This is a genomic window from Stenotrophomonas sp. STEN030 (assembly GCF_056759995.1).
Genome location: NZ_JBRREB010000031.1, coordinates 35,198 through 61,742, shown reverse-complemented (window position 1 = coordinate 61,742; position 26,545 = coordinate 35,198). Strand labels below are relative to the sequence as shown.

Sequence of the window (26,545 nt, the reverse complement as noted above, 5' to 3'; positions counted from 1 at the left end):
GGGGGGGGGGGGGGGCGGGGGTGTGCGGAGTGGGCCGCCCCGCCCCGCCGCCGCCACGCCCCGCGCTGCACCCCCCCCCCCCCCCCCCCCCCCCCCACTACAGGTGGCGCGTCAGAACGACAAACTCACACCCGCCACCGGACCCTTGAATTCCTGCTTCAAACCGATCACGCCGTCGCTGCCTTTCTGGTCGACGTCCAGCTTGAACCAGTCGTAGCCGGCGAAGATGCCGAAGTTCTTGTTGACGTTGTACTGCACGATCGCGTTGGCGCGGCTCAGGTCGCCTTCGTAGTCATCGAAGTTGCCCCAGCGCGTATTGAGGTACTGGCCCTGCAGGTTGATCAGCCAGTTCTCCGAGGGCGTGAAGGTCAGGCGCGCGCCAACCACCGGCGCGATGCCGTCGGCTTTCTCGTTGAGGAAGCGACCCTGGTAGACATCACCAACATCGGCGTAAGCGTCGGCGCTGATCTTGGCGTACTCGGCGCCGAGCTGCAGGCCGAAATCGAAGCGCTCACCATCAATCACTGAATAGTCGTAGACCAGCGTTGCCACCTGGTACTTCAACTCACCCTTCACGAAGCTGCCTGCGGGTACTGTGGTGTCGCCCCAGCTGATGCCTTCGTCCAGCGTCTCGCGGCGGTCCTTGTCGTACTTGAAGTAATCGAAGATCAAGCGCTGGCGGTCGCTGATGCGGAACAGGCCGTCGATGCGCGGCTCCCATTCCTTGCCGCCGAGGCTGAAGTCCTCCGACAGATCCACGTCCTGGCCGGCAACATTGGTGCTGCCGCGGATGGTGTTGTCGGTATCGATGTTCATCGCGCCAAGCCGCAGGGTGAAGCGTGGATCGCCTTCAGCGGCCTGCGCAGGTAGCGCGTGGGTCAGAGCGAGTGTGAGTGCGCACGGAGCAAGTGCGAGAATGAAGCGATGATTGCGCATGCCATTGCCTGCTTGTTGCGATAGAGCGATTGACCATGGCCGATCTGATGTAGAGAGCGGTGATCAGAGCGTGCAGGCAATGTGTAGACGCAGATCAATTGCGGCAAGGTGGTGCCGCCGAGGGCGTGCGACACCACCTCACCCGAGCCCGCGCACGCGCCCGACGAGGTAGCGGGTGGCGGACTACGAAGGTCTGACCGGGGGAGTTAGGGGAAGTTCCCATGTTGCAGTGCAATATTTATTGTCCCGCGCGGCGGCCCGGCGCCCGCGCATTCGGGGAAAAAACGTGATATTGCGGCCACTTGCATAGTCAAATGGGGACAAATGCCGGTTGTCTCGCAAATTGTCCCGCTGTTATACTTTCGCGGCTCGACGAGACGCCTTTGCGCGGTTCGGCTCTTTCCTTTACCTGATGCAGGACACTTTGACGTGCTGAACTCCGTTGATGCGGGTCGGCGACTGATGTTGCGCGCCGCGGTCTACCCGCTGGTCGCAGTGGTGGTCCTGGCTCTGGCCTTCCTCTTCGTGGGGCCAAAGCATGCGCTGGGCGCCCTTGTATCGGGTCTGGCGGTGGTGGCAGGAACTGCGCTGGCCGCGTGGATTGGGCTCGGTGGCGGCATTCAGGCCGCTGGTTCAGCAATGGTCCGCCTGTTCCTGGGGTTCGTGCTGAAGATTGTGCTTATTGTTGCTGTACTGGGAATGGCTTTTTTCTGGTGGCAACTCCCTCCTTTGGCTCTGCTGGCGGCAATTCCAGTGGCGCTGATGTTCCAGGTTCTGGCTCTGGCCAGACGTTGATTCACTCATAAAGGTTCCGGACACATGGCGGGCGAGGCTCTAACTCCTACCACGTACATCCAGCATCACCTGCAGAATCTGACCGCTCCGGTCGGTGACAGCGGTGGCAGCTTCTGGATGATCCACGTCGATACCATCGTCACCGCAGTCCTGATGGGCCTGCTGATGGTGTTCGCCTTCTGGATGGCAACCCGCAAGGCCACCGCCGGTGTGCCGGGCAAGTGGCAGGCGTTCGTTGAAATCTGCCTGGAGTTCGTTGACCGCCAGGCCAAGGACACCTACCACGGCAAGAGCAAGCTGATCACGCCCATCGCGATCACCATCTTCTTCTGGATCCTGTTGATGAACCTCATCAAGATGATCCCGGCCGATTTCATCGCCAAGCCGCTTGAGCTGGCAGGCATCCATTACTGGAAGCCGGTGCCGACCGCCGACGTCAATGCCACCCTGGGCATGTCGATCAGCGTGTTCATCCTGATGATCTTCTTCGCGCTGAAGTCCAAGGGCGTCGGCGGCTTCATCAAGGAATTCCTGACGGCCCCGTTCGGCAAGTGGATGATGCCGTTCAACCTGATCCTCAACATCGTCGAGTGGCTGAGCAAGCCGATCTCTCTGGCGATGCGACTGTTCGGCAACATGTTCGGCGGCGAAATCGTTTTCCTGCTGATCTGGGTGCTGGGCGGTGCCGGCGTGTTCGGTGCCGTTGCCGGTGGCGTATTCGGCTTTGGCTGGATGCTGTTCCACCTGCTGGTGATCCCGCTGCAGGCCTTCATCTTCATGATGTTGACCATCGTGTACTTGAGCCTGTCGGAAGACAGTCACTAAAGTTACAAGCTTCACCCAGTTTCAACCTTCATCCGTTTCATCACCCTTAGCTACTTAAAGTTCCTGGAGATAACCATGTACTTCGCCGTCCTGACCAACCTCGCCCAAGTTCAGAGCTCCACCGCCCTTGCCGTCGGCATCATGATCGGCCTGGCCGCACTGGGCGCTGGCCTCGGTCTGGCCATCATGGCTGGTAAGTTCCTGGAGTCGGCCGCTCGCCAGCCGGAACTGATCCCGGTCCTGCAGGTCCGCATGTTCATCACCGCCGGCCTGATCGACGCCGCGTTCATCATCTCGGTCGCCGTTGGCCTGCTGCTGGCCTTCGCAAACCCGCTGGCTGCTGCCCTGCTGGCCGAAGCCGCCAAGCTGGCAGGCTGATCCAGCTGCAGTGAGACGGTCGGGTGCCTGTTGGCGCCCGACTTCGGATGAAGGTTCGGTTGCGCCGCCACGGCGGCGTAACCACCCCCGACACCAGCGATCGAGCTAATCATGAATATCAATCTCACCCTCTTTGCACAGGCCCTGGCCTTTGCTTTGCTGATCTGGATCATCGCGACCAAGATCTGGCCGCCGTTGTTGAAGGCCATTGAAGAGCGCCAGCAGAAGATCGCTGAGGGCTTGGCCGCTGCCGACCGCAGCCAGAAAGATCTGGCGCAGGCGGAAGTAAAGGTCAACGAGGCACTGAAAGAAGCCCGTGGCAAGGCCAACGAGATCATCGACCAGGCTCACGCCCGTGCGAACCAGATCGTTGAAGCCGCCAAGAACGAAGCCATCGCCGAAGCCACCCGCCAGAAAGACCTGGCCCAGGCTGAAATCGACGCTGCCGCCAACCGTGCCCGTGAAGATCTGCGCAAGCAGGTGTCCGCTCTGGCCGTGACCGGCGCCGAAAAGCTGCTCAAGCGCGAAATCGATGCCAACGCCCACAAGGCGCTGCTCGACGAGCTGGCTGCGGAGATCTGATCGATGAGCCAGGCCCTCACGCTTGCCCGCCCGTACGCCCGCGCCGCATTTGCGATTGCGCGTGACGAAGGCAAGTTCGCGCCGTGGTCGGACGCGCTTGCGTTCTCCGCCCGCGTTGCTGCCGATCCGCGCGTGTCGGCCTTGCTGTCGAATCCGCAGCTGAGCCGCGGCGATGCCGTTGCCCTGCTGACCCCGGACGCGACCAGCGAGACCTACGGTCGCTTCCTGACCCTGCTGGCCGAAGGCCGCCGCCTGCAACAGCTGCCGGAAATCTCCGGTCTGTTCGAGCAGCTGCGCGCCGAAGCCGAGCACGTGGTCAAGGCCACCGTGACCTCGGCAGCCGCGCTGTCGGGCGACGAGCTGGAAAAGATCAAGGCTGCGCTGCGCAAGCGCTTCAACTGCGAGGTCGACGTGTCGACCGCAGTGGACGCTTCGCTGATCGGCGGCGCCGTGATCGATGCCGGCGACGTGGTTATCGATGGCTCGCTCAAGGGCAAGCTGTCGCGCCTGCAGACCGCGCTCGCACACTGAATTCACATTACCGTCCGGCCACAAGCCGGCACTAGGACTTGACGATGGCTACCACGCTCAACCCCTCTGAAATCAGCGAACTGATCAAGACCCGCATCGAGAAGGTCGCCCTGTCCGCAGAGTCGCGCAACGAAGGCACCGTCACTGGCGTGTCCGACGGTATCGTGCGCATCTTCGGTCTGGCCGACGTGATGCAGGGCGAAATGATCGAACTGCCGAACAACACCTTTGCCCTGGCACTGAACCTGGAGCGCGACTCGGTCGGCGCCGTGGTCCTGGGCGACTACCAGCACCTGCGCGAAGGCGACGTGGCCAAGACCACCGGTCGCATCCTGGAAGTGCCGGTGGGTCCGGAAATGCTCGGCCGCGTTGTCAACGCGCTGGGTGAGCCGATCGACGGCAAGGGCCCGCTGGGCACCTCGCTGACCGCCCCAGTGGAGCGCGTTGCTCCGGGCGTGATCTGGCGCAAGTCGGTCGACCAGCCGGTGCAGACCGGTTACAAGTCGGTCGACTCGATGATTCCGATCGGCCGTGGCCAGCGCGAACTGATCATCGGTGACCGTCAGACCGGCAAGACCGCGATGGCGATCGATGCCGTGATCAACCAGAAGGGCACCGGCATCAAGTGCGTGTACGTAGCGATCGGCCAGAAGGCCTCGACCGTTGCCAACATCGTGCGGAAGCTGGAAGAGAACGGCGCCCTGGCCCACACCGTGGTCGTGGCTGCCACCGCTTCCGAATCGGCTGCGATGCAGTACATCAGCGCCTACGCTGGCTGCACCATGGGTGAGTACTTCATGGACCGTGGTCAGGACGCCCTGATCGTGTACGACGATCTGTCCAAGCAGGCTGTTGCCTACCGCCAGATCTCGCTGCTGCTGAAGCGCCCGCCGGGCCGCGAAGCCTACCCGGGTGACGTGTTCTATCTCCACTCCCGCCTGCTCGAGCGTGCAGCTCGTGTGTCGGAAGAGTATGTCGAGAAGTTCACCAACGGTGCCGTCACCGGCAAGACCGGTTCGCTGACCGCACTGCCGATCATCGAAACCCAGGCTGGCGACGTTTCCGCGTTCGTTCCGACCAACGTGATCTCGATCACCGACGGCCAGATCTTCCTGGAAACCGACCTGTTCAACGCCGGTATCCGTCCGGCCGTCAACGCCGGTATCTCGGTGTCGCGCGTCGGTGGTTCGGCCCAGACCAAGATCATCAAGAAGCTGTCCGGCGGTATTCGTATCTCGCTGGCCCAGTACCGTGAGCTGGCTGCGTTCGCGCAGTTCGCCTCCGACCTTGACGAAGCGACCCGCAAGCAGCTGGAGCGCGGTCAGCGCGTCACCGAGCTGATGAAGCAGAAGCAGTACGCACCGATGTCGATCGCCGACCAGGCGTTGTCGATCTACGCCGTCAACGAGGGCTTCCTCGACGACGTGCCGGTCAACAAGCTGCTCTCGTTCGAAGCTGGCCTGCACGCGCACTTCGCCAACACCGCAGGTGAGTTGACCTCCAAGATCAACAGCACCGGCGCGTGGAACGACGATATCGAAGCTGCCTTCAAGAAGGGCATCGCCGATTTCAAGAGCACCGGCACCTGGTAATACCAGTCCAGTAGTGCGAAGCTTGGCTCCGCACGACTGAAAGCAGCGGAGCCTGGCTCCGCTGTATGGCAAACGCGGGGTTCGACCTCGCGCCACGGGAATAAGAGATGGCAAGCGGACGCGAAATCAAAACCAAGATCAAGAGCGTGCAGAACACCCGCAAGGTGACGCGCGCGCTCGAAATGGTCTCGGCCTCCAAGATCCGCAAGGCGCAGGATCGGATGAAGACCTCGCGTCCGTACGCGCAGGCGATGAAGCAGGTTATCGGTCACCTGGCCCAGGCCAGCACCGACTACCAGCATCCGTTCCTGGTTGAGCGCGAGCAGGTCAAGCGCGTGGGTTACATCGTGATCTCGTCTGATCGCGGTCTGGCCGGCGGCTTGAACAACAACCTGTTCCGCAAGACCGTCGCAGAAATGCGCGGCTGGCAGGAAAAGGGCGCCGAGATCGACGTGGTGACCGTTGGCCAGAAGGCCGGCGCGTTCTTCCGTCGCGTCAACGTCAACATGGCTGCTTCGGTTGCCAACATCGGCGACCAGCCCAAGCTGGAAACGCTGATCGGCGTGATCAAGGTCATGCTCGACGCCTACACCGAAGGCAAGGTTGATCGCGTCTACCTGGTCTACAACCGCTTCATCAACACGATGACGCAGAAGGCCAGCTTCGATCAGCTGCTGCCGTTGCCAGCTGCTGAAAAGCAGGTGGCCTCGCACGACTGGGATTACCTGTACGAGCCAGACGCAGCAACCGTGCTTGAGCACGTGATCACCCGCTATATCGAATCGTTGGTGTATCAGGCGGTGCTGGAGAATGTTGCCTCCGAGCACGCAGCTCGCATGGTGGCGATGAAGGCGGCAAGCGACAACGCGAACAAGATGATCGGAACCCTGCAGCTGGTCTACAACAAGGCCCGCCAGGCAGCGATCACCCAGGAAATCTCCGAAATCGTCAGCGGCGCGGCAGCGGTTTAACGCGCGCAGTCAACAGCACACATTTAGAGGATGCAGCAATGAGTCAGGGCAAGATCGTTCAGATCATCGGCGCCGTCGTCGACGTCGAATTCCCGCGCAGCGATGTGCCGAAGGTGTACGACGCGCTGAAGGTCGACAACACCGAAATCACGCTGGAAGTCCAGCAGCAGCTGGGTGACGGTATCGTCCGCGCGATTGCGCTGGGCTCGACCGACGGCCTGAAGCGTGGCCTGGTTGCCACCAACACCAACCGCGCCATCTCGGTGCCGGTCGGCGCTGGCACCCTGGGCCGCATCATGGACGTGCTGGGTCGCCCGATCGACGAAGCCGGCCCGGTGCAGGCTTCGGACAACTGGGAAATCCACCGTTCGGCCCCGTCGTATGAAGACCAGTCTTCCTCGACCGAGCTGCTGGAAACCGGCATCAAGGTCATCGACCTGATGTGCCCGTTCGCCAAGGGCGGCAAGGTCGGCCTGTTCGGCGGCGCCGGCGTCGGCAAGACCGTCAACATGATGGAACTGATCAACAACATCGCCAAGGCGCACAGCGGCCTGTCCGTGTTCGCCGGCGTGGGTGAGCGTACCCGTGAGGGCAACGACTTCTACCACGAGATGAAGGACTCCAACGTCCTTGACAAGGTGGCGATGGTGTACGGCCAGATGAACGAGCCGCCGGGCAACCGTCTGCGCGTTGCCTTGACCGGCCTGACCATGGCGGAGTACTTCCGTGATGAGAAGGACGCCAGCGGCAAGGGCAAGGACGTGCTGCTGTTCGTCGACAACATCTACCGCTACACCCTGGCCGGTACCGAAGTGTCGGCACTGCTGGGTCGTATGCCGTCGGCCGTGGGTTACCAGCCGACCCTGGCTGAGGAAATGGGCGTCCTGCAGGAGCGCATCACCTCGACCAAGTCCGGCTCGATCACCTCGATCCAGGCCGTCTACGTGCCCGCCGATGACTTGACCGATCCGTCGCCGGCCACCACGTTCGCCCACTTGGATTCGACCGTGACCCTGTCGCGTTCGATCGCCTCGCTGGGTATCTACCCGGCCGTGGATCCGCTGGATTCGACCTCGCGCCAGATGGACCCGCAGGTCATCGGTACCGAGCATTACGAAACAGCCCAGCGCGTCCAGCAGACCTTGCAGAAGTACAAGGAACTGAAGGACATCATCGCGATCCTGGGCATGGACGAACTGTCCGAAGAAGACAAGCAGGCCGTGACCCGCGCCCGCAAGATCGAGCGCTTCTTCAGCCAGCCGTTCCACGTGGCCGAAGTGTTCACCGGCTCGCCGGGCAAGTACGTGCCGCTGAAGGACACCATCCGTGGCTTCAAGGCCATTGTCGATGGTGAGTACGATCACCTGCCGGAGCAGGCGTTCTACATGGTCGGCAGCATCGACGAAGCCGTCGAGAAGGCCAAGAAGATGGCTGAGAAGGCCTAATAACCACGTAGGGCGGAGCTCGCTCCGCCCACGCGGCAACCTGCGGTGGGCGCAGGCCCACCCAACCAGGCGAAGAGAGATCCATGAGCACCATCCGTTGCGACATCGTCAGTGCCGAGCAGCAGATCTTCAGCGGCGAAGCGACCCTGGTCGTGGCCACCGGTGAGCTGGGCGAGCTGGGCATCGCGCCCAAGCACGCACCGCTGATCACCCGTCTGAAGCCGGGTAAGGTCGTGGTCACCACCGCTGCAGGCGAGCACCTGGATTTCGCCATTTCCGGCGGCATCCTGGAAGTACAGCCGCAGGTCGTGACCGTGCTGGCCGACACCGCCATCCGCGCCACCGATATCGATGAAGCGTCGGTGCGCAAGGCGAAGGAAGAAGCAGAGCGCGTACTGGCGCACCGTGGCGAAGCCATGGAACTGGCCGAGGCACAGCAGAAGCTGGCGGAAGTCACCGCCCAGCTGCAAGCCCTGGAGCGTCTGCGCCGCAACCTCAAGCACTGAGGGTTGCAGCAGCACCAAAGAAAAACGCCGGCCAAAGCCGGCGTTTTTTTTGCCCTGTTTTTTGTAGTGCCGAGCATGGCTCGGCACTACCAAAAGCGCTATCAGCGATAGACCACATGGCGCAGCGCGAAGAAGCTCACCACCGCCAGCCCCAGCTCGACCACCGGCTTGGCCAGCCACGCATATTGCAGGCCCAGTGACTGTGCGACCCAGTCGATCAGCGCAGTGCTGATCACGGTCATCAGCAGCCAGAGTACCCAAAAGCGCGCAAAGCGCTTCCAGCCATGGCGTTGCTCGCCCTGCGTGGCAAACGTATAGCGGCCGTTGAGCCAGAAGCCGAGCACGGCGCCACTGATCCGCCCCAGTAGATTGCTGGGCGCGACGGGTATACCCAGCGCCGTCGCAGCAACAAACACGCCCCAGTCCAACGCCAGCTGCGCCACACCTATGATGATGAACTGGGTGCCTTGGCGGAATAGGCTCATGGATATGGCGGGCTCTGGCGAATAGCCTGCAATGCTACCCCCTTGCGCTTAGAATCCAGAGAACCTCGAAGGAAGTTGTAAGCATGACCCAGCCGCTGCACGTCATCATTCTCGCCGCCGGCGCCGGCAAACGCATGAAATCGCTGTTGCCCAAGGTGCTGCAACCCATCGCCGGCCAGCCGATGCTGGCCCATGTGATTGCCACCGCGCGTGAGCTGCAGCCGGCCGGCATTCATGTGGTCTACGGCCACGGCGGTGAAGCAGTGCGCGCCGCCTTCGCCGATCAAACTGATCTGCTGTGGGCCGAGCAGAGCCAGCAGCTGGGCACCGGCCATGCTGTGCAGCAGGCGATGCCGCAGGTTCCGGATACCGCCCAGGTGCTGGTGCTGTATGGCGATGTGCCGTTGATGCGCGCTCAAACGCTGAGCGCGCTGTTGAACAACGGTCCGCGTCTGGCGGTGCTGGTAGCTGAGCTGGATGACCCCAATGGTTACGGCCGCGTCGTGCGTGATGCCGAGGGCAGGGTCGCTGCCATCGTCGAACAGAAAGATGCCAGCGACGAACAGAAGCGTATCCGCACGGTGAACACCGGCATCATCACCGCCGAGTCCACCGCGCTGCGTCGCTGGCTGTCTGGCCTGTCCAACAGCAATGCGCAGGGCGAGTACTACCTGACCGACGTGTTCGCTTCTGCTGCCAGTGAATACGCGCCGGCCGAACTGGTGCTGGTTGCCGATGCGCAGGAAGCCGAGGGTGCGAACGACCCGTGGCAGCTGTCCCAGTTGGAGCGGGCCTGGCAGCTGCGTGCAGCCAAGGCGCTGTGCGAGCAGGGCGCGCGCCTGCTGGATCCGTCGCGCTTCGATCAGCGCGGCACGGTCAAGGTCGGTCGCGATGTGCAGATCGACGCCAACGTGATTCTGGAAGGCGAGGTCGAGCTGGGTGATGGCGTCAGCATCGGTGCCTTCGTGCGGCTGAAGGACGTCAAGCTCGGCGCCGGCACCGAAGTGCGTCCGCACTGTGATCTGGAAGGTGTGATCAGCGAAGGCGCGGCGCAGATCGGCCCGTTTGCACGACTGCGTCCGGGCACCGTGTTGGCCGATGGCGTGCACGTTGGCAACTTCGTGGAAACCAAGAAGACCACGCTGGGCAAAGGTAGCAAGGCCAACCATCTCACCTATCTGGGTGATGCGGTGATCGGCAGCGGCACCAACATCGGTGCCGGCACCATCACCTGCAACTACGATGGCGTGAACAAGTTCCAGACCACGATCGGTGACAAGGTGTTTGTCGGCTCCAACAGCTCGCTGGTGGCGCCGCTGACGCTTGAAGATGGGGCAACGATCGGTGCTGGTTCGGTGATCACCCGCGACGCGCCTGCAGGCCAGTTGACGGTAGCGCGCACACGCCAGCAGACGATTGAAGGCTGGGTGCGGCCGGTAAAGAAGTCCTGAGCTACTGCTTCAGCTTTGCCCTTGTGGGAACGGCGTAAGCCGCGAAGCCGGGGTGCTTTCAGATCACCCGGTATTGCGGTCGTGGATGCGGTGTCAGCTTCGCGGCTGACGCCGCTCCCACAACAACCGCAATCACATTCGCTTAGTCATGCGGCAACAGAATCGCCACGCATAGGCCGCCGTCCTTGCGGTTCTGCAATGAGATACGGCCGCCGTGTGCTTCGATGATCTCGCGGGTCAACGCCAAACCCAAGCCGGTGCCATTGCGTTTGGTTGAGTAGAACGGCATCAGCGCGTTCTGCAGCACCGCTTCGTTCATGCCGGTGCCGCGATCCAATACCTCGATGCGCAGCCAGTTCGGCAGTCGTGCGATACGCACTTCAACCGAATCATCCGCAGCGCCATTGTCAGCACCGGCTTCATGCGCGTTCTTAAGCAGGTTCAACAACGCCTGCGAGAACTGCGATTGATCCAGACGGCTGTACTGCTCGTCCGCCATCGGTTCCATGCGGAAGCTGATCTGCTGCTGCAGGGTATGCAGGAACTGGCTCCAGGCAACCGTCTGCAGCTGCGGTTGTGGAAGCTTGGCGAAGCGTGCATAGCCGCGAATGAAGCCTTCCAGATGGCGTGCACGTTCTTCCACCGTGCCGAAGATATCTTCCAGCCGGTCATAGCGGCCGCGTCGCACCAGCTCGGCGCCGGAATGCGCCAGCGAGGCAATCGGTGCCAGCGAATTGTTGAGCTCGTGGCTGATGACGCGAATCACCTTCTTCCAGGTCTGCACTTCCTGGCGGCGCAGCTCGGCGGTGAGCAGGCGTAGCAGCAACAGCTCATGCGGGCGTCCATTCAAATGGAAGGCACGACGCGACAGATGGTAGATCTGCTCGTCGTCGTCATCGTCTTCGGCCGCGTCCGGGTCACGCACCGCGAACAGGCTGTCGCCGCCACGGGCGATGGCATTGCGCAGCTCGATCGGCATGTTCTCCAGCAGCTCATGCATGCGCTGGCCTTCCAGCTTCCAGCCACCATGCAGCAGCTTGCGCGCCGCAGTGTTGGAGAAGGTCACCCGTTGCACGCCATCGCCGCCATCGGTAAGTAGCAGCATCGCCACCGGCGTGTTCTGCACCATGGTGTCGAGCAGCAGCTCGCGTTGTACCAGTGATTGCCGTTGCTCGCGCAGCACATCGCCCAGCTCGGCATGGGCCTGCACCAGTTGCGCGAATTCATCATGTCCGCGCCAATGCACGCCGAAGTTGAACTCACCGTCGCGATAACTGCTGGTGGTGCCGGCCAGCGCCCGCAGCAGCGAGCGGATAGGCGCGGTGGCGCGGCTCAGGGCCCACCACATCGCTGCCAGCAGGAGCACGGTGGACACGCACACGACCACCCAGCCGCGGTCCATCCAGTAGGCCAGGAACCACGGCAAGGCCGCAGCAAGTGCCAGCACCGGCAGCAGGCGCAGGAACAGGGTGAAGGTGAAGGAGCGCGTTTTCACTGATGTGTGCTCACTCGCGCGGGATGCCGTGGCGATCCATGCGGCGATATAGCGCCTGCCGGCTCAAACCCAGCTCGGCGGCGGCCTGGGCGATGACGCCGCCAGCACGTTCTAAGGCGCTGACAATGTGTTCGCGGTCGGGCTCGTCTGCCGGTGCGGTAGGTCTTGCCGGCGCACGTGGCAGGTTCAGGTCGGCAACTTCAATGCGCGGGCCCTGTGCGAGCAGGGCGGCGCGTTGGATCACGTTGCGCAGCTCGCGCACATTGCCCGGCCAGTTGTGGCGCTGCAGGGCCTGCAAGGCCGGTGCCGACAGCGGCTTGCCATCGGCGAGGAAATACTGCGCCAGCGGCAGGATGTCCTCGCGTCGTTCGGCCAGCGGCGGCAGGCTGAGCTCGACGGTATTGAGTCGGTAGTAGAGATCTTCGCGGAAGCTGCCGGCGCGGATCATTGCCGGCAGGTCGGCATTGGTGGCGCTGACCACGCGCACCTTGACCTGCCGTTCGCGGTTGGAGCCGAGCCGCTCGAAGCGCCCGGTTTCCAGCACGCGCAGCAGTTTCATCTGCCCGGTTAGCGACAGGTTGCCGATTTCGTCGAGGAACAAGGTGCCGCCATCAGCGGCCTCGAACTTGCCCTCGCGGGCCTTGTTGGCGCCGGTGTAGGCGCCGGCCTCGGTGCCGAACAGCTCGGCCTCGATCAGTTCGGAAGGAATGGCGCCGCAGTTCAGCGCGACGAATGGACCTTTCTTGTGCGCCGAGTTGGCCTGGATGATCTCGGCGATCTTCTCCTTGCCGGCACCGTTCGGTCCGGTGATCAATACCGGCAGTTCGGAGCGCGCGACCTGGCAGGCGAGGGCGATGATGCGTTCGCTGGACGGGTCGGCGAACACCAGCCCACGCAGATCGTAGCGGTCGTGCAGCGCCTGTTGCTGGCGCTGCTCGCGGGCGCGGCGGCGGGCCAGTTCGCGGCGCGCTTCGGCCAGTTCCAGCAGGTTGTTGACCGTGGTCAGCAGACGGCCGTCGTCCCAAGGCTTGGCCAGATAGTCGGAGGCACCGGCCTTGACCAGCTCCACCGCGCTGTCCAGGTGCGTCCACGCAGTGAGCAGGATCACCGGCAGGTCCGGATGTGCCTGGCGGATGCGCCGGAACAGATCCTGGCCCTCCTCGCCGGAGGTGGTGTCGGCGGTGAAGTTCATGTCCTGCAGGACCAGATCGAATTCATGCTCGGCCAGCATCGCCAGGCCCTGCTCGGGCGAGGTGGCGTGGCGGGTGTCGATGTCGTGCAGGGAGAACAGCACATCCAGCGCGGTGGCCACGGCGGTGTTGTCGTCGATGATCAGGATCTGTGGCATCAGTTGTCGCAGAAGAAGATTGGGGGACGCAGCGCGGGCGCTGAAGTCAGCACATTACACGGTGCGGGTCGCGCTGGCAGGTGGCAGCCGTGCGGCACGCCGCGCAGGTGCCGCAACCGCAGCTTGCCCGAGCAGCAGCATCAAGCCGCCAGCGACCAGCAGATAGGCCCAAGGCAACCGTGGCAGCTCGTAATGCTGCATCAACCACTGGTTGATCAGCAACGCCAGCAGCAGACCGATCAGCAAGCCCGCGGCGGTCAGCAACAGGTTCTCCGCCAGGAACTGGCGCATCACCTGGCTGCGGGTAGCGCCCAGCGCGCGACGGATGCCGATCTGGCGGGTGCGCTGTTGGATCCAATAGCCGCTGAGGCTGGCGATACCGATCAAGGTAATAGTCGCAACAACCAGATTGACGGTGAGCAGCAGCCATACCGCGGCGCGGCGGTTGCGCATACCATTGCTGCGCAACTGCTCGTAGCTGGACACGGCCGGGTTGAAGCTCTTCGCCATCTGTCCGGCGTACGTCGTCTGCAGTACGCCGGGTACGGCTTTGATTACCGCGTCGCGCTGATCGGCATCGGCGCGCACCACGAAACTCAGCAGTGGCAGGCCGGCCGGGCGTCGCGGCAACAGGATGGCGTACTCGGCCTTGCCATCGTCCAGTTCGCTGAGCTGGTAGCGCAGCAGGTGGGCGACAACGCCGACAACTACATAGTGGCTGCTGCCATTCCCGGAGGTGAGTGCCTGCCCGACTGGATTGCCGTCGAACAGGGTTCGGCCCAATGCCTCGGTGATGATGATGGGCGTGCTGGCAGTGTTGGCATCATCACCGAGCTGCAGATCGGCGTATTCGTTGTCGAGGAAGTCGCGGCCACGGCTGAGCTGCAGGCCCAGCGTGTCGATCAGCTGCTTGCCGATGAAGCCGCTGACCTGCACGGTTGGGCCGTTGGCTGATTTCAGGTCGTAGACCATGGTCAGGGTTTCGCGCATCGGCGCGCCAACCACGGCGGACGCACGCTTGACGCCGGGAATCTGTGCAAGTGCATCGGCACCGGCGCTGGCCTGTGCCGCAGTCCAGTTGCCATCCGGGCGCACCACCTGGTCGATGACGATGACTTCCTTGTCGGCGATGCCATCGTCGATCAACAGCGGCCCCGCTTGCTGCGCGAGCAGGAACAAGGTGTTGCACAGGATGGCGCAGGCCACGGTGATCTGCAGCACGATCAACCAAGGCATCAGCGGCTGGCGGCGCATGGAGGAGAGCAACGGATTCATGCGATAGCCTTGTTCATAGGGTTTTGACCTGCAGCGCGGGTTCCTGGCGCGCAGCACGGATGGCTGGCAGCAGACCGACCACCACGCCGGTGATTACCGCCATCAACAGCAGGCCGGCAAATAGCGCAGGGCTCAGCTGTGCCAGTGATGAGTAAGCTTCGCCTTGTTGGCGCATCAACCACAGGCCGGCCAGCGTCAGCGGCAACGCCAGCAATCCACCCAGCAAACCGGCCAAGGTGGACTCCACCAGGCAGGCGGCGATGATCGAGCGGCGGGGCGCGCCCAGGACACGACGCACACCATGCTCACCGGCACGGCGCAGGAAGCGTGCTGCGAGCAGGCCGGCCACATTGACCAGGCACAACACCAACAATCCCGCTGCAAGCCAGAGATTCAGCCGCACGCTGTCGGGCACCACCCGGTTGAAATGCAGCCACTGCGCCATTGACTGCAGACGGGTGCTGGCGTCACGCGCGAAGATACCTGCTGCATGCCGATCAGCCGCAAAGGTCTGCAGGCTTTGTGCATAGCTGTCGCGCTGTTGCGCGTCCTTCAGTTCCGCCCACAGCACCAGCCAGCGGCACTGCTGGGTATCGATCTGATCGAAGCGGAAGCCGCCGAAGCCATTGCCATCACAGATGCGGGTGCTGGTGATCTCCGCACCCGAAGCCAGTACTGCTTCTGCGGGCGCGAACAGCTCATCGCCATCGCCCTCCCAACCGGCATTGTACGAAGGCAGGAAGTGCGGACGTGGGCGCGGCGCCCAGCGTTCGCTGATGCCGATGACGCGGAAGTTGTGCTTGCCTAGACGGATTTCGGCACCGGTGCCGTCTTCGCGGCCCAGTAGGTGCTGGCTGAGTGCACGGCTGATTATCACCACCGGCGTGCGTGCTGCTTCTTCCTCGGCGGTCCAGAAGCGGCCATGCCGCAGCGGCACACCGAATACCGGCAGCATCGGCCCCATGGCCAGGCTTGCCGATACATTCTTGCTGAGAGTGTTGTCTGTGTTGCCGACCGTCAGTGGGGCGGTCAGCAATGCTACCTGCGGGATATCCGGGCGCAGCTGACGCATCGCCTGCACGTCGGCCAATTTCCACAGCGGCGGCACCGGCGAGCCATCGCCGTAGCTGTCGCTTTCGCCACTTTTTGCCGCCTGGCGCGAGTCGGCCCAGGCTAGATGCAGGTTCTGGCTGATGCCGGGCAGGGGGTCAGCCGCCAGTACCGACAACAGGCTCAACATGGTCATCACCGAGGCCAATCCCAGAGCCAGGGTCAGTACTACCAGAGCCATCGTCCTTGGGTGGCGGATGCAGCCGCGCAGTCCGGTTTCCAGCGTGTAGTTCATGGTGCGGGTCCTGCCGCTGCGCGGTGTGCGTAACTGAGTACTCGCGTTGCCTGCCACTGGCCATCACGCAGGCGCCAGATGATGACGAAGTCGGCCAGACCGTCGCAGTGTTCGCCGTTGAGGTCGCAGAACTGGTGTTGACCGCGTGCGATCGCGCCGAAATCCTTGATCGGAAACACTTCCAGAGTGCCCGGAAGCAGCTGCCGCGTGTAGTTGCCGCAGACATGCTTGCGGGTGTTTGCCAGCATGGCGTCGCGGGTCCAGGTGACACCGCCGTTGTCGTGGTAGAACTCCACCGCCGGATCGAAATAGCCCGCATGCTTTTCGAACTGGGCTGGATCGCTGCAGTGGTTGAAGCTGTCGAACATGCCGTGGTCGAGTGCGGCGATGGTGTCGTGCAGGCTGGCATTGTCAGCATCGGCTGCATGCGCTGGGATCACCAGCAGCGAGCACAGCATCAGCAGCAGGGACGGCAACTTGGTTTTCATCGAGGCGACTCCGGCGAACATTGGAAGAGAATCAGGCGGCACGCGTGGCAACCGCAGGTGGCACCGCAGCAGCGCGTCGCGCTGGCCCAAGTACGGCGAACTGACCCAGCAACAACAGCAGCAGTGCTGCGATGGGTAGGTAGATCAGCGGCAGGCGCGGCAGCTCGTACTGGCTCATCAGCACCAGGTTCAGCGCATAGGCCAGCATCAGTCCAAGGACGATGCCGGCACTGCTCAGCAGCAGGTTTTCCAGCTGGAAGGAGCGAAGGATGTGTTTGCGGGTAGCGCCCAGGGCGCGGCGGATGCCGATCTGGCGAGTACGCTGCTGCACCCAGAAGCTGGCAAGGCCGACGATACCGAACGCGGTTACTGCCAGCAGCGCGATGCTCACCGCCAGCAGCAGCCAGATCACCGAGCGGTCGCGGTGGTGGAAGTCGTCGCGCATCCGCGACAGCGTGCCCTGTTGCTCGATGATGCGGTTGGGGTCGGCCTTGTTCAGTGCCGCAATGGCGGCCTTGAGCACGGCCTCGCGCTGCTCTGGACTGGTGCGCAGCGCATAGGCGCCATTGGAGACCCGGATCGGGAACACCATGCTGTTGAAGCGGTTGCCGAACTCGGTGGCCTCGCCCGGAGCCAGCAAGTCCTCGATCACGCCAACCACTTGGGTGGGCTTGCTGCCCCAGACATAGATGTTGCTGCCCAGCGCATTGCCATCCGGAAACAGAAACGTGGCCAGCGACTGACTCAACAACACGCTGGGTACCGACGGAGCGCCGTCGCCAGCAGCGAAGGTGCTGTTCTCCAGATATTCGTCGGGCTTGAAGCCACGGCCTTCGCGCAGCTGCAGGCCGAAAGTCGGCAGCAGTTGGCCGTCGTCCATGTAATTGGATGCATGCACGCTGGGGCGGCTCTGGTCCGGTTGCAGGCGTATGCCCGAGCCCCAGACATTGTCGCCATAGGGAATCTGGTTGATGCTGCTGACCGCCTTCACGCCGGGGACTGCAGCAAGTGCGGCGAGATCCTGCTTGCGCAGGGCATCGTAGTTGACGTCAGGCAGCAAGCTGCTGGTGGCCAGATAGACCAGCTCGTCTTCGGCCACGCCACTGTGCAGTTGGATCTGCGCAATGCGGTTGCTGATGATGAAAACCGCATTGCAGATGATGGCGCAGCTGATCGCGATCTCGAAGATGACCAGCAGCGCGGCAATCTTGTGCCGGGACAGCATCGACAGGATGGGGCGGATGTCCAAGGGAGTTCTCCGTGGCGGCGTAAGCTGCCGTTGGTCGCTGGATGGATGCAATGCCATCGCGTCATTGGCTCTTGAGCTGCAATGCAGGCGGGATCTGCATTGCCCGCCAGGCCGGCAGCAGCCCCGCAAGCAGGCTCACGCCAACGGCCAGAACGAAGGTCATCCAGAGGGTAGTGACATCCATCTGCGCCAACTGTGCGTACTCGTCCGGTTGCTGGCGGATCAGCCACAGGCCCATCGCCGCGAAGCCCAGCCCCAGCACTCCGCCGGCCAGCCCGATGGAACCGGCTTCGATAAGGCATTGCTTGAATATGTCGGTACGCGAAGCACCCAGCGACCGGCGTATGCCGATCTCGCCACTGCGGCGCAGGAACTTGGCCAGCAGCAGGCTCACCGTGTTGATCAGGCAGACCAGCAGGAAGCCGAAGGCCAGCCACATCTGCAGGCGCACGTCGTTGGGTACGATGCGGTTGAAGTCCAGCCAGCCCATCACGTCATGCAGGCGCACATTGGTGGGGCGCTCGAAGCGGCCACTGGCGCGCTGGCTATCGGAATAGTCAGCCAGGTATTTCAGGTAGTCGCGCGCTTTCTCCGGAGTGTCCAGCTGCACCCAATACTGCAGCCAGGCACAGGGCGCGGTCAGGCCGCGATTGCCTTCGCCATCTTCGCTGCTACCCCAGCAGTCCATGCTGCCCTGGGTATCCAAGGTCAGTGCGCGCGAGGTGGAGAACGGCAGCAGGATCTGTTCGTCGCCGCCATAACGCTGGCTGGTCAGGTCATAGAAGCGCGGCGTCGGCTTCCAGTTGCCGAGCACGCCGACCACCTGGAACACACCCTGCGGCAGGCGCAGTTGCTTGCCGATGGCGTTCTCCGTGCCGTATAGCCGCTGCGCCAGTTTGCGGTCAATGACCGCAACCAGCGCACGGCCATCATCCTCGGCCGCGCTCCAGGCATTGCCAGCGGCCAGCGGCACCTCGAACATCGGGAAGAAGTCAGCCGAGGTATAGCGCGTCATCACCCGGAACGGCTGCGTGGCCCTGCCCGTAGGCAGCACCGTCACCGAGCCTGCCGACATCAGCGCCTGCCGATCACCGCGCTTCTGCCGTAACAACTCCTCGGCGTCGTAGCGGGTCATCTGCGCCAACGGGTCCGACTCCAGCGTGGCGTCCTTGCCCAGGCTGCGCGGCTCCAGTTGCGGGTAGAACAGCTGCTGGCTCTTGCCTGGAATCGGATCCCCTGACAGTACGAAGTACAGGCCAAGGGTGGTCATGGTCGCGCCTATACCTACCGCGATGGTCAGCACCATCAAGGTGGTCAGTACCTTGTTGCGGCCGAAGCCGCGCCACGCCAGTTGCAGGTAATAGCCGAACATGTCCCTTCCTTGAGCCGATGGATCAGGTGCTGCGGGTGGCCACCGCCGGTGGAATCGATGCCGCCTTGCGCGCCGGGCCGAACACCGCGATCTGGCCGAGCAGCCACAGCAGCACCGCGCCAACCGGCAGATACAGCAGCGGCAAGCGTGGCAGCTCGTAGCGGCCCATCAGCCACTGATTGAGCAGGTAGGCCAGCAACATGCCGACCACGATGCCGATGCCGGCCAGCAGGAAGTTCTCGGTCTGGAAGTAACGCAGGATCTGTGCACGGGTAGCACCCAGGGCGCGGCGGATGCCGATCTGCTTGGTGCGCTGCTGCACCCAGAAGCTGGCCAGGCCGATGATGCCCAGTGCGGTCACCAGCAACAGCAGGCCGCTGACGATCAGCAGCAGGCCGATCATGTCGCGGTCGTCGGCAAAGTACTTGGCACGCTTCTCTTCGACGGTCTGTTTGCTGTAGATCAAACGATTGGGATCGTTCTTTTCCAGCGCTGCCACTGCCTGCTTCAGCACTTCAGCGCGGCGCGCAGGATCGGTCACGCGGATGACGAAGCGGCCGCCGTTGGCGTAGTTCATGCGGATCGGGAACATCAGCGAATCGGTGCGGTTGCCGTTCTGGTTGTTGGGCCGCAGCAGGGTCTGCACCACGCCAACGACGGTGACCGGGATGTTGGCCATGTACAGCGTCTTACCGACGGCAGCGCCATCCGGGAACAGCTTCTTGGCCATCGATTCGGTGAGGATCACCGACAGGCTAACCGATTCCAGATTCTGCTCTTTCTCCAGTTTGTCATTGCTCATGTACTCGTCGGCATTGAAGTCACGCCCGGCAGTCAACTTCAAGCCCAGGGTCTTGAGCGTGTTCTCACCGATGGTGTACTGCGCGCCGTTGACCGACTGTGCATCGGGTTCGGGACTGGCGGACAACGAGGTGTTCCAGGAACCGCCCTGGAACGGCAGCTGGTTGATGATGGCCACGTTCTCAACGCCGGCGATGCCGCGCAACGAGGCAATGTCCTCAACCGTGCGCGCGTCGCCGTCTACCTGCTTGCCGATGCCGCTGAGGCCGATTTCGATCAGCTGGCTTTCATCGATGCCGCTGGCCTGCTGCATGTTTTCGATGCGCTGGGAGACGATGAACAGTGCGTTGCAGATGATGGCGCAGCTCAGCGCGATCTCCAGCACGATCAGTGCGGCGGCTGTTTTATGCCGCGACAGCGTGGAGAGGATGGGGCGGATTTCCATGAGGTGTCTCCGGGGAGGCGTGACGCTGGGAATGGGTTTTTTGTTGGGAGAGGCGAGGGGACCTTCAGTGCCAAAGCACCCCTCCCCAGCCCTCCCCTGCGCGGTGCGCAAGGGAGGGGGTAATTGCGTTACTGGCTCTTGAGTTGCAGTGCTGGGGCTACCTGCATGGCGCGCCAGGCGGGCAGGATGCCGGCGAGCATGCTGGCGAACACCGCCAGCGCGAAGGTGATCAGCAGCATTGAGCCGTCCAAGTGAGCTAGCGAGGCGTACTCGGCCGGGCGCTGACGCACTGCCCACAGCCCGAACAGTGCAAACACCAAGCCCAGCAGGCCACCGGCCAAGCCAATCGTGCCGGCCTCGATCAGGCATTGCTTGAAGATCTCCGCGCGGCTGGCACCCAGTGCACGGCGCACGCCGATTTCACCGCTGCGACGCAGGAATTTGGCCAGCAGCAGGCCAACGGTATTGACCAGGCACACAAGCAGGAAACCGAAGGCCAGCCACATCTGCAGGCGCACGTCACCCGGCACCGCGTTGCGGTATTCCATCAAGTCCATGACATCACGCAGGCGGGTGTTGGCCGGACGCTCGAAGCGACCGCTGGCACGCTGCTGCTCGGAGTAGTTGTCCAGGTAGCCTTTGAAACCCTTGGCATCGCTGGGCGAATTCAGCTCAACCCAGTACTGGACCCAAGCGCAGGGCACGTTCAAGGCCATGGCATCGTTGACGATCTCGCGGCCAAAGCAGTTCATGCTGCCATTGCGGTCCAGCTTGAGCTCCAGCGAGGTGCTGAACGGCACGAACACGTCTTCTTCGGAATCGAACTTGCCGGAGTACAGGTCATAGAACTTCGGCGCCGGCTTCCATTCCTTCAGCACGCCGACAATGCGAAATGCATGGCCTTCGACCAGCACTTCCTTGCCGACGCTGTTCGCACCCTTGTATAGCTTGTCGTTGAGGGTCTTGCTGATCACCGCAACGCGGCTGCGGCCCTGGTCTTCGTCACCGGTCCAGCCCTGGCCGAAAGCAAACGGCGTATCGAACATCGGGAAGAAATCGGCCGAGGTATAGCGCATGCTGATGCTGAAAGGCTTGAGTGCATCCACGCGCGGATCGACGATGCCGCCACCACCGGTCATCAGGGCTTGGCGCGGTGCCTTCTTCTGGCTCAGCAGGGTTTCCGCATCGAAGCGGGTCAGCTGCATCTCCGGCTCTTCACCGGCCTTGTAGCCTTCACGCATGCCCGGATCCAACTGCACGTAGAACAGACGATCGCTCTTGTGCGGGATCGGATCACCGGACAACACCTTGAACACGGTCAAGGTGGTCATCGCCGCGCCGATGCCGAGCGCGATGGCCAGTACCATCAGTGCGGTCAGGATCTTGTTGCGGCCGAAGCTGCGCAGCGCAAGTTTGAAGTAGTAACTGAACATGGACGATCCTTGGCAGCTCAGGCGCTGCGGGTGGCGACGATGGGTGGGATGGAAGCAGCGCGCAGGGCAGGGCCGATGACGGCGGCCTGGCCCAGCAAGCACAGCAGTACGGCACCCAGCGGCAGGTAATACAGCGGCAGCCGGGGTATTTCGAAGTAAGTCATCAGCAATTGATTGCCGGTGTAGGCCAGCAGCATGCCGAGCACGATGCCGGCGCTGGTCAGCAGCAGGTTCTCGGTCTGGAAGTAGCTGATGATCTGGCGGCGGGTTGCACCAAGGGCGCGGCGCACGCCAATCTGCTTGGTGCGCTGTTGCACCCAGAAGCTGGCCAGACCGATGATGCCCAGCGCGGTGACCAGCAGCATCACCAGGCAGATGCCCAGCAGCAAGCGGGTCATGCTGCGGTCCTGCTGGAAGTAGACCTCGCGCAGTTGCTGCAGTGTCTTGCTGTAGTCGGCGGAGATGATTGCCTCCGGGGTGACTTTCGGGGCGGCGGCGACGGCGTCGCTGACGATACGTTGCAGGTCACGCGGGTTGGCGCGGATTACATAGGTACCGGCCTGCGCATCGGTGGTTACCGGCACAATCACTGACCATTCCATGCCTGCCAGGCCGTTCTCGCTGCGGCCCGGGTCCGGGCGCGAGAAGTGCGCCAGAACACCGGCCACGGTGAGCTGGTAGTCGCCCATCCACAGCTGCTTGCCCAGCGGGTCCTGGCCCGGCCACAGATGCTTGGCAAAAGCCTGGGTAATCCAGACCTGTGCGTGCGCCGGCAGGAAATTCTCCACCGGTTGGTAATCGGCATCGCTGAACATGCGGCCTTGTGCCGGCTTCAGCTGCAACGCATCGATGGCGCCTGCATCCATCAAGTAGAAGTGTGGTACGCCGCCATGGTGCTTGCCTTCCTGATCCAGCGAGACACCGGCAGTGCCGGCACGTTGGCCGAACGGCACCGCATTGAGCACGCCCACCGCCTGCACGCCAGCCTGGCTGCGCAGCTGCTGCAGCCAGCGGCTGTTGACGTCGACTTCGCTGCAGGAGTCACAGTCGAGCAGGCTGAGTGTTGCGATGGATGCCTCGTCGACGCCGCTGTTCATGCTGATCAGCTCCATCCGCGATGCGGCCAGGAACAGTGCATTGCACAGCACCGCGCAGGCCAGTGCGATTTCCAGCACGATCAGGCTGGCGGCGATGCGATGCCGCGACAGCGTGCTGATGATGGGTTTGATGTCCAGGGTCATCGCTTACAGCGCCTTGATCTGCAGGGCCGGATCGATGCGCGCGGCGCGCAGCGCCGGCAGCAGTCCAGCAAGAACGGTGGTCGTTACCGCGGTGGCGAAGGTGAGGCCGAGCATGCTCATGTCCAGCTGCACCATGTCGGCATAGGCCAGAGGCTGCTGGCGGATGCTCCACAAGCCGAACAGGGTGAACAGCAGTCCCAGCACAGCGCCGCCAACACCAATCAGGGCTGCTTCGATCAGGCACTGCTGGAACACCATTGCGCGGGTGGCGCCGAGTGCACGCAGTACGCCGATTTCGCCGGTGCGGCGCAGGAACTTGGCCAGCAGCAGACCGATGGTGTTGAACAGGCAGATCACCAGGAAGGCAATGGCCATCCATGCCTGCAGTTTCACATCGCGCGGAACCACGCCGTTGTAGTCCATCCACTCCATCAGGCTGCGCAGGCGCACCAGCTCGGGCTGGCTGATGCGGCCCAGCTGCTGTTGTTGCTGCACATAGGCCTGCAGGTGTTGCTGGTAGGCAGCAACCTTGGCAGTGCTGTCCAGCTGCACCCACAACTGCAGCCAGACGCAATCGGTGTTTTCCAGATGGCCGGGCTTCTCCGGCAGCGTGTTGCAGGTGAACTGCTGGAAGTTGCCGGCGTTGATCTGCAGGCCGGTGAAGAACGGCACCATCACGTCTTCGACCGGCCGGTAATAGTCGGCCGTATCGCCCTGTGCAAAGCGTCCGCCAGCGACGGTGTAGAACAGGGGCGACGGACGCCATGGCTTGAGCACGCCGATGATGCGCACTTCGCTGTCGCGGATGCGCAGCATCTTGCCGGTGCTGTCCTTGCCGTCGAACAGGCGCTGGTTCAATTCCGCGGAGATCACCGCTACGCGGGCGCGGCGCTGGTCATCCTCGGCCGACCAGCCGGCACCGTAGGCCATCGGTGCCTGGAACATCGGGAAGAAATCGGCCGTGGTGGACAGCAACGTCGTCATCATCGCCGGCACTTGGCTACCGGGAGCGGATAACTTGACGGGGCTGTCCACCACCAAAGCCTTGCGATCGGCTGGACCATCACGCCACAGGTCCGTCGCCGAGGTGTAGTCGAGCATGTCCAGCGGTTCGCTGCGGGCCCGCTCACCACGCGGCGATGCATCCAGCTGCGGGTAATAGATCTGCGCGCTGCGCCCGGGCAGGGGGTCGCCCGAGAGCAGGTGCTTTACCGTCAGCGTGGTCATCGACGCGCCAATGCCCATCGCAATCGACAGCACCATCAGTGCGGTCAGCACGGGGGTGCGGCGCAGACTGCGCAGGCCTTGGCGGAGGTGGTAGGCGAACAGCGACATGATCGTTGACTCAGCCCTGGTTGTCGGCGACAGCGGCGATGCGTGCGGCGTGTGCCAGCACCGGTTCGCGGATCAGGTCGGTGGCCTGGCCGTCGACGATGTGCACGTTGCGCTGGGCGCGTGCGGCCAGTTCCGGATCATGGGTCACCATGACGATGGTGGTGCCCTGGCTGTTGATCTCTTCCAGCAGCTCCATCACGCCACGTGCCATCTGCGTATCGAGGTTACCGGTAGGTTCGTCGGCCAGCAGCAGGCGCGGGCTGCCAGCCAGGGCGCGGGCGATTGCTGCACGCTGCTGCTGGCCGCCGGACAGTTCGGCCGGGTAATGCTTCATGCGCGAACCCAGGCCGACGTCGCTCAAGGCTTTCTCGATGCGCTGCTTGCGCTCGGCTGAGGGCATGCCGCGGTAGCGCAGCGGCACATCGACGTTGTCGAACAGGTTGAGGTCGGGGATCAGGTTGAAGCCCTGGAAGATGAAGCCGATCTTCTGGTTGCGCAGGCGCGAGCGGGCGTCATCGCCGAGGTGGCTGACGTCCTGGCCATCGAGCAGGTATTGGCCGCTGGTGAAGGTTTCCAGCAGGCCGGCGATGTTGAGGAAGGTGGTCTTGCCCGAACCCGACGGGCCGGTGACCGCGACAAACTCGCCTTCGCGCACATGCAGGTCCAGCGAACGCAGCGCATGGGTTTCAACCTGTTCGGTACGGAAGACCTTGGAGACGGATTGCATCTGGAGCATGGGTATTCCTTTCAGCGACGGGGAATGTGGAGCGGGGCTTGGGACGGGTATTGCAAAGGTGAGGCGATGAATCAGGGAGTCGAGAACCGGGAGTGGCGTTGCAGCGTTGGCGGCAGGGTTCACGACGCCCCGGACGCCAGCAGCTGTTTCCAATCCCGACTCTCAGCTCTCAATCAATTGATCGATACGCGCTCGATATCACCGAACAGGTCAGCACCGGAGACGACGATCTTTTCGCCCGGCTGCAGGCCGGAGACGATTTCAACTTCGCCCAGGCTGCTGACGCCGGTCTGGATCGGACGGCGCACCGCAGTGCCGCCGCTGACCACATAGGCATAACGACCACCGGACTGTTCGACGAACGGGCCGCGCTCAACCTTGAGCACGTTGTTGCGGGTATCCAGCAGGATGCGTGCGCTCATGCGCTGGCTCTGGCGCAGGCCGGGCGGCTGCTTGTCGGAGAAACGCAGGCGGGCGACGACTTCGCCGTTGACCACTTCCGGCGACACCGCGGCGATCTCGCCCGGGAACGGCTGGCCGGAGCCGCTGGTGAGCTGGGCCGGCATGCCGATTGCCAGATCACGGGCGAAGCTTTCCGGCACCTTGATCTCGATCTCGAAGCGCGACAGATCAACCACACCCAGGATCGGTGCGTTGGTGGCGACCTGGGTGTGCTGGATGGCCTGCACCTGGCCGACTTGACCATCGAACGGTGCGCGCAGGGTCAGTGCATCTACCTGACGCTTCACTTCAGCCACCACGGCTTCCTGACGATCCGCCATCAACCGCTTGTTGCGCGCATCCAGGCTTGCCCCTTGGCTCTGCAGGCTGGCGTCCTGATGGGCGTGCTGCAGCTCGATATCGGCCTTCTTCAGCTCGTCCTGGGCTTTGGCAAGATCCACCTGCGGCACTGCACCGCCGTCAAAGCCGCGTTGATAGCGCTGCAGGTCGCGTTGGGCGGCGATGCGCACCAGATCGGCCTGGTCGGACATCTTGGCGCCGGTGGCGCGGGCCAGGGTGGCATCGAGTGCGGCGCGGCCGGCTTCGGCTTCCAAACCGGCCAGAGTGGCCTGTTCCTGCGCCAGCTTGCTGCGCAGCTCCGGACTGTCGATCACGGCCAGCTCCTGGCCTTGCTTGACCACGTCACCGGCGACGACCTTCAAGGTCACCGTGCCGGAGGAGATGGCGTACAGCACCGGGCTGTTGGCGGCGATGACGCGGCCATCGGCGGCGATGTCGCGGACCAGATTGCCGCGGCTGACTTCGGCAATGCGCAGGCGATCACCGTCGAATGAGCGACTGGCACCCAGCCAGTTGCTGATCACATAGCCGATGCCGATCACCACCGCTGCGGTGGCGACTGCCGGCCACAGCCAACGGCGCCAGACGGGTTGTGGGCGCTGGGTGCTTACCTGGTCCTGGGCGGAGGTGTCGCGGATCATCGTCGGCTTCGCTGCTGGGGTTGGTATCTATTAAGCAGGCAGC

General features: G+C 63.2%; 25 protein-coding genes. 10 read left to right on the top strand and 15 right to left on the bottom strand.

What is annotated here, in order from left to right; translation table 11 throughout:
- Window positions 1-111 precede the first annotated feature (111 nt).
- Entirely contained in the window at window positions 112-936 is an 825-nt protein-coding gene (locus ACVOLR_RS12305; RefSeq protein ID WP_481536672.1) for a hypothetical protein, read from the bottom strand.
- Window positions 937-1,365: 429 nt separating this feature from the next.
- Here ACVOLR_RS12305 and ACVOLR_RS12300 point away from each other — a divergent pair, with 429 nt between their 5' ends.
- The 9 genes from ACVOLR_RS12300 (at window position 1,366) to ACVOLR_RS12260 (ending at window position 8,561) form a co-directional block, all read left to right on the top strand.
- Window positions 1,366-1,731, top strand: coding sequence for a hypothetical protein (locus ACVOLR_RS12300; RefSeq protein ID WP_481536671.1), 366 nt, complete (start codon window positions 1,366-1,368; stop codon window positions 1,729-1,731).
- Between the two features lie 24 nt (window positions 1,732-1,755).
- On the top strand, window positions 1,756-2,556 hold the full coding sequence (atpB, locus tag ACVOLR_RS12295) for a F0F1 ATP synthase subunit A (protein WP_481536670.1): 801 nt from the start codon (window positions 1,756-1,758) through the stop codon (window positions 2,554-2,556).
- A gap of 75 nt (window positions 2,557-2,631) precedes the next feature.
- Complete coding sequence (atpE, locus tag ACVOLR_RS12290; RefSeq protein WP_054661978.1) at window positions 2,632-2,934, top strand: F0F1 ATP synthase subunit C; 303 nt, start codon at window positions 2,632-2,634, stop codon at window positions 2,932-2,934.
- 111 nt (window positions 2,935-3,045) lie between these two features.
- On the top strand, window positions 3,046-3,516 hold the full coding sequence (locus tag ACVOLR_RS12285; RefSeq protein WP_296251133.1) for a F0F1 ATP synthase subunit B: 471 nt from the start codon (window positions 3,046-3,048) through the stop codon (window positions 3,514-3,516).
- A 3-nt stretch (window positions 3,517-3,519) separates the two neighbouring features.
- A complete protein-coding gene (locus ACVOLR_RS12280; protein WP_481512842.1) occupies window positions 3,520-4,047 on the top strand; it encodes a F0F1 ATP synthase subunit delta in 528 nt (175 codons plus the stop codon).
- Between the two features lie 44 nt (window positions 4,048-4,091).
- Window positions 4,092-5,639 carry a F0F1 ATP synthase subunit alpha gene (atpA, locus tag ACVOLR_RS12275; RefSeq protein ID WP_481512843.1) on the top strand — a complete coding sequence of 516 codons (1,548 nt, stop codon included), beginning with the start codon at window positions 4,092-4,094 and terminating at the stop codon, window positions 5,637-5,639.
- A 107-nt stretch (window positions 5,640-5,746) separates the two neighbouring features.
- Window positions 5,747-6,610, top strand: coding sequence for a F0F1 ATP synthase subunit gamma (gene atpG / locus ACVOLR_RS12270; RefSeq protein WP_481517428.1), 864 nt, complete (start codon window positions 5,747-5,749; stop codon window positions 6,608-6,610).
- Between the two features lie 38 nt (window positions 6,611-6,648).
- Window positions 6,649-8,055: a F0F1 ATP synthase subunit beta gene (gene atpD, locus ACVOLR_RS12265; protein WP_481536669.1), complete on the top strand. Its 1,407-nt coding sequence runs from the start codon at window positions 6,649-6,651 to the stop codon at window positions 8,053-8,055.
- A gap of 83 nt (window positions 8,056-8,138) precedes the next feature.
- A complete protein-coding gene (locus ACVOLR_RS12260; RefSeq protein ID WP_481508170.1) occupies window positions 8,139-8,561 on the top strand; it encodes a F0F1 ATP synthase subunit epsilon in 423 nt (140 codons plus the stop codon).
- 101 nt (window positions 8,562-8,662) lie between these two features.
- Here the strand turns inward: ACVOLR_RS12260 and ACVOLR_RS12255 are convergent, their stop codons facing one another.
- A complete protein-coding gene (locus tag ACVOLR_RS12255; RefSeq protein WP_481536668.1) occupies window positions 8,663-9,046 on the bottom strand; it encodes a GtrA family protein in 384 nt (127 codons plus the stop codon).
- Between the two features lie 83 nt (window positions 9,047-9,129).
- Here ACVOLR_RS12255 and glmU point away from each other — a divergent pair, with 83 nt between their 5' ends.
- Window positions 9,130-10,497 (top strand): bifunctional UDP-N-acetylglucosamine diphosphorylase/glucosamine-1-phosphate N-acetyltransferase GlmU, encoded by a 1,368-nt coding sequence (gene glmU / locus ACVOLR_RS12250; RefSeq protein WP_481536667.1) that lies wholly within the window; start codon window positions 9,130-9,132, stop codon window positions 10,495-10,497.
- Window positions 10,498-10,639: 142 nt separating this feature from the next.
- Here the strand turns inward: glmU and ACVOLR_RS12245 are convergent, their stop codons facing one another.
- The 13 genes from ACVOLR_RS12245 to ACVOLR_RS12185 all read right to left on the bottom strand — a co-directional run bounded on the left by ACVOLR_RS12245 (window position 10,640) and on the right by ACVOLR_RS12185 (window position 26,502).
- Complete coding sequence (locus ACVOLR_RS12245; RefSeq protein ID WP_481536666.1) at window positions 10,640-11,992, bottom strand: sensor histidine kinase; 1,353 nt, start codon at window positions 11,990-11,992, stop codon at window positions 10,640-10,642.
- Window positions 11,993-12,002: 10 nt separating this feature from the next.
- Window positions 12,003-13,340, bottom strand: a complete 1,338-nt coding sequence (locus ACVOLR_RS12240) for a sigma-54-dependent transcriptional regulator (protein WP_296247612.1) — start codon at window positions 13,338-13,340, stop codon at window positions 12,003-12,005.
- A gap of 54 nt (window positions 13,341-13,394) precedes the next feature.
- Window positions 13,395-14,615, bottom strand: coding sequence for an ABC transporter permease (locus tag ACVOLR_RS12235; protein ID WP_481536665.1), 1,221 nt, complete (start codon window positions 14,613-14,615; stop codon window positions 13,395-13,397).
- Window positions 14,616-14,628: 13 nt separating this feature from the next.
- The gene (locus ACVOLR_RS12230) at window positions 14,629-15,960 is read right to left on the bottom strand and encodes an ABC transporter permease (protein ID WP_481536664.1); all 1,332 of its coding nucleotides are present in this window, start codon (window positions 15,958-15,960) and stop codon (window positions 14,629-14,631) included.
- A complete protein-coding gene (locus ACVOLR_RS12225) occupies window positions 15,957-16,448 on the bottom strand; it encodes a nuclear transport factor 2 family protein (RefSeq protein WP_481536663.1) in 492 nt (163 codons plus the stop codon). The genes ACVOLR_RS12230 and ACVOLR_RS12225 overlap by 4 nt, the downstream gene beginning before the upstream one ends.
- 31 nt (window positions 16,449-16,479) lie before the next feature.
- Window positions 16,480-17,697: an ABC transporter permease gene (locus ACVOLR_RS12220; RefSeq protein ID WP_481536662.1), complete on the bottom strand. Its 1,218-nt coding sequence runs from the start codon at window positions 17,695-17,697 to the stop codon at window positions 16,480-16,482.
- Window positions 17,698-17,758: 61 nt separating this feature from the next.
- A complete protein-coding gene (locus ACVOLR_RS12215) occupies window positions 17,759-19,069 on the bottom strand; it encodes an ABC transporter permease (RefSeq protein WP_481536661.1) in 1,311 nt (436 codons plus the stop codon).
- 22 nt (window positions 19,070-19,091) lie between these two features.
- On the bottom strand, window positions 19,092-20,315 hold the full coding sequence (locus tag ACVOLR_RS12210) for an ABC transporter permease (RefSeq protein WP_481536660.1): 1,224 nt from the start codon (window positions 20,313-20,315) through the stop codon (window positions 19,092-19,094).
- Between the two features lie 128 nt (window positions 20,316-20,443).
- On the bottom strand, window positions 20,444-21,748 hold the full coding sequence (locus tag ACVOLR_RS12205; RefSeq protein WP_481536659.1) for an ABC transporter permease: 1,305 nt from the start codon (window positions 21,746-21,748) through the stop codon (window positions 20,444-20,446).
- 17 nt (window positions 21,749-21,765) lie between these two features.
- On the bottom strand, window positions 21,766-22,989 hold the full coding sequence (locus ACVOLR_RS12200) for an ABC transporter permease (protein WP_481536658.1): 1,224 nt from the start codon (window positions 22,987-22,989) through the stop codon (window positions 21,766-21,768).
- 3 nt (window positions 22,990-22,992) lie between these two features.
- Window positions 22,993-24,324 carry an ABC transporter permease gene (locus tag ACVOLR_RS12195; RefSeq protein WP_481536657.1) on the bottom strand — a complete coding sequence of 444 codons (1,332 nt, stop codon included), beginning with the start codon at window positions 24,322-24,324 and terminating at the stop codon, window positions 22,993-22,995.
- A gap of 10 nt (window positions 24,325-24,334) precedes the next feature.
- Window positions 24,335-25,060: an ABC transporter ATP-binding protein gene (locus ACVOLR_RS12190; RefSeq protein ID WP_057626881.1), complete on the bottom strand. Its 726-nt coding sequence runs from the start codon at window positions 25,058-25,060 to the stop codon at window positions 24,335-24,337.
- Window positions 25,061-25,233: 173 nt separating this feature from the next.
- A complete protein-coding gene (locus tag ACVOLR_RS12185; RefSeq protein WP_481536656.1) occupies window positions 25,234-26,502 on the bottom strand; it encodes an efflux RND transporter periplasmic adaptor subunit in 1,269 nt (422 codons plus the stop codon).
- Window positions 26,503-26,545: the final 43 nt, after the last annotated feature.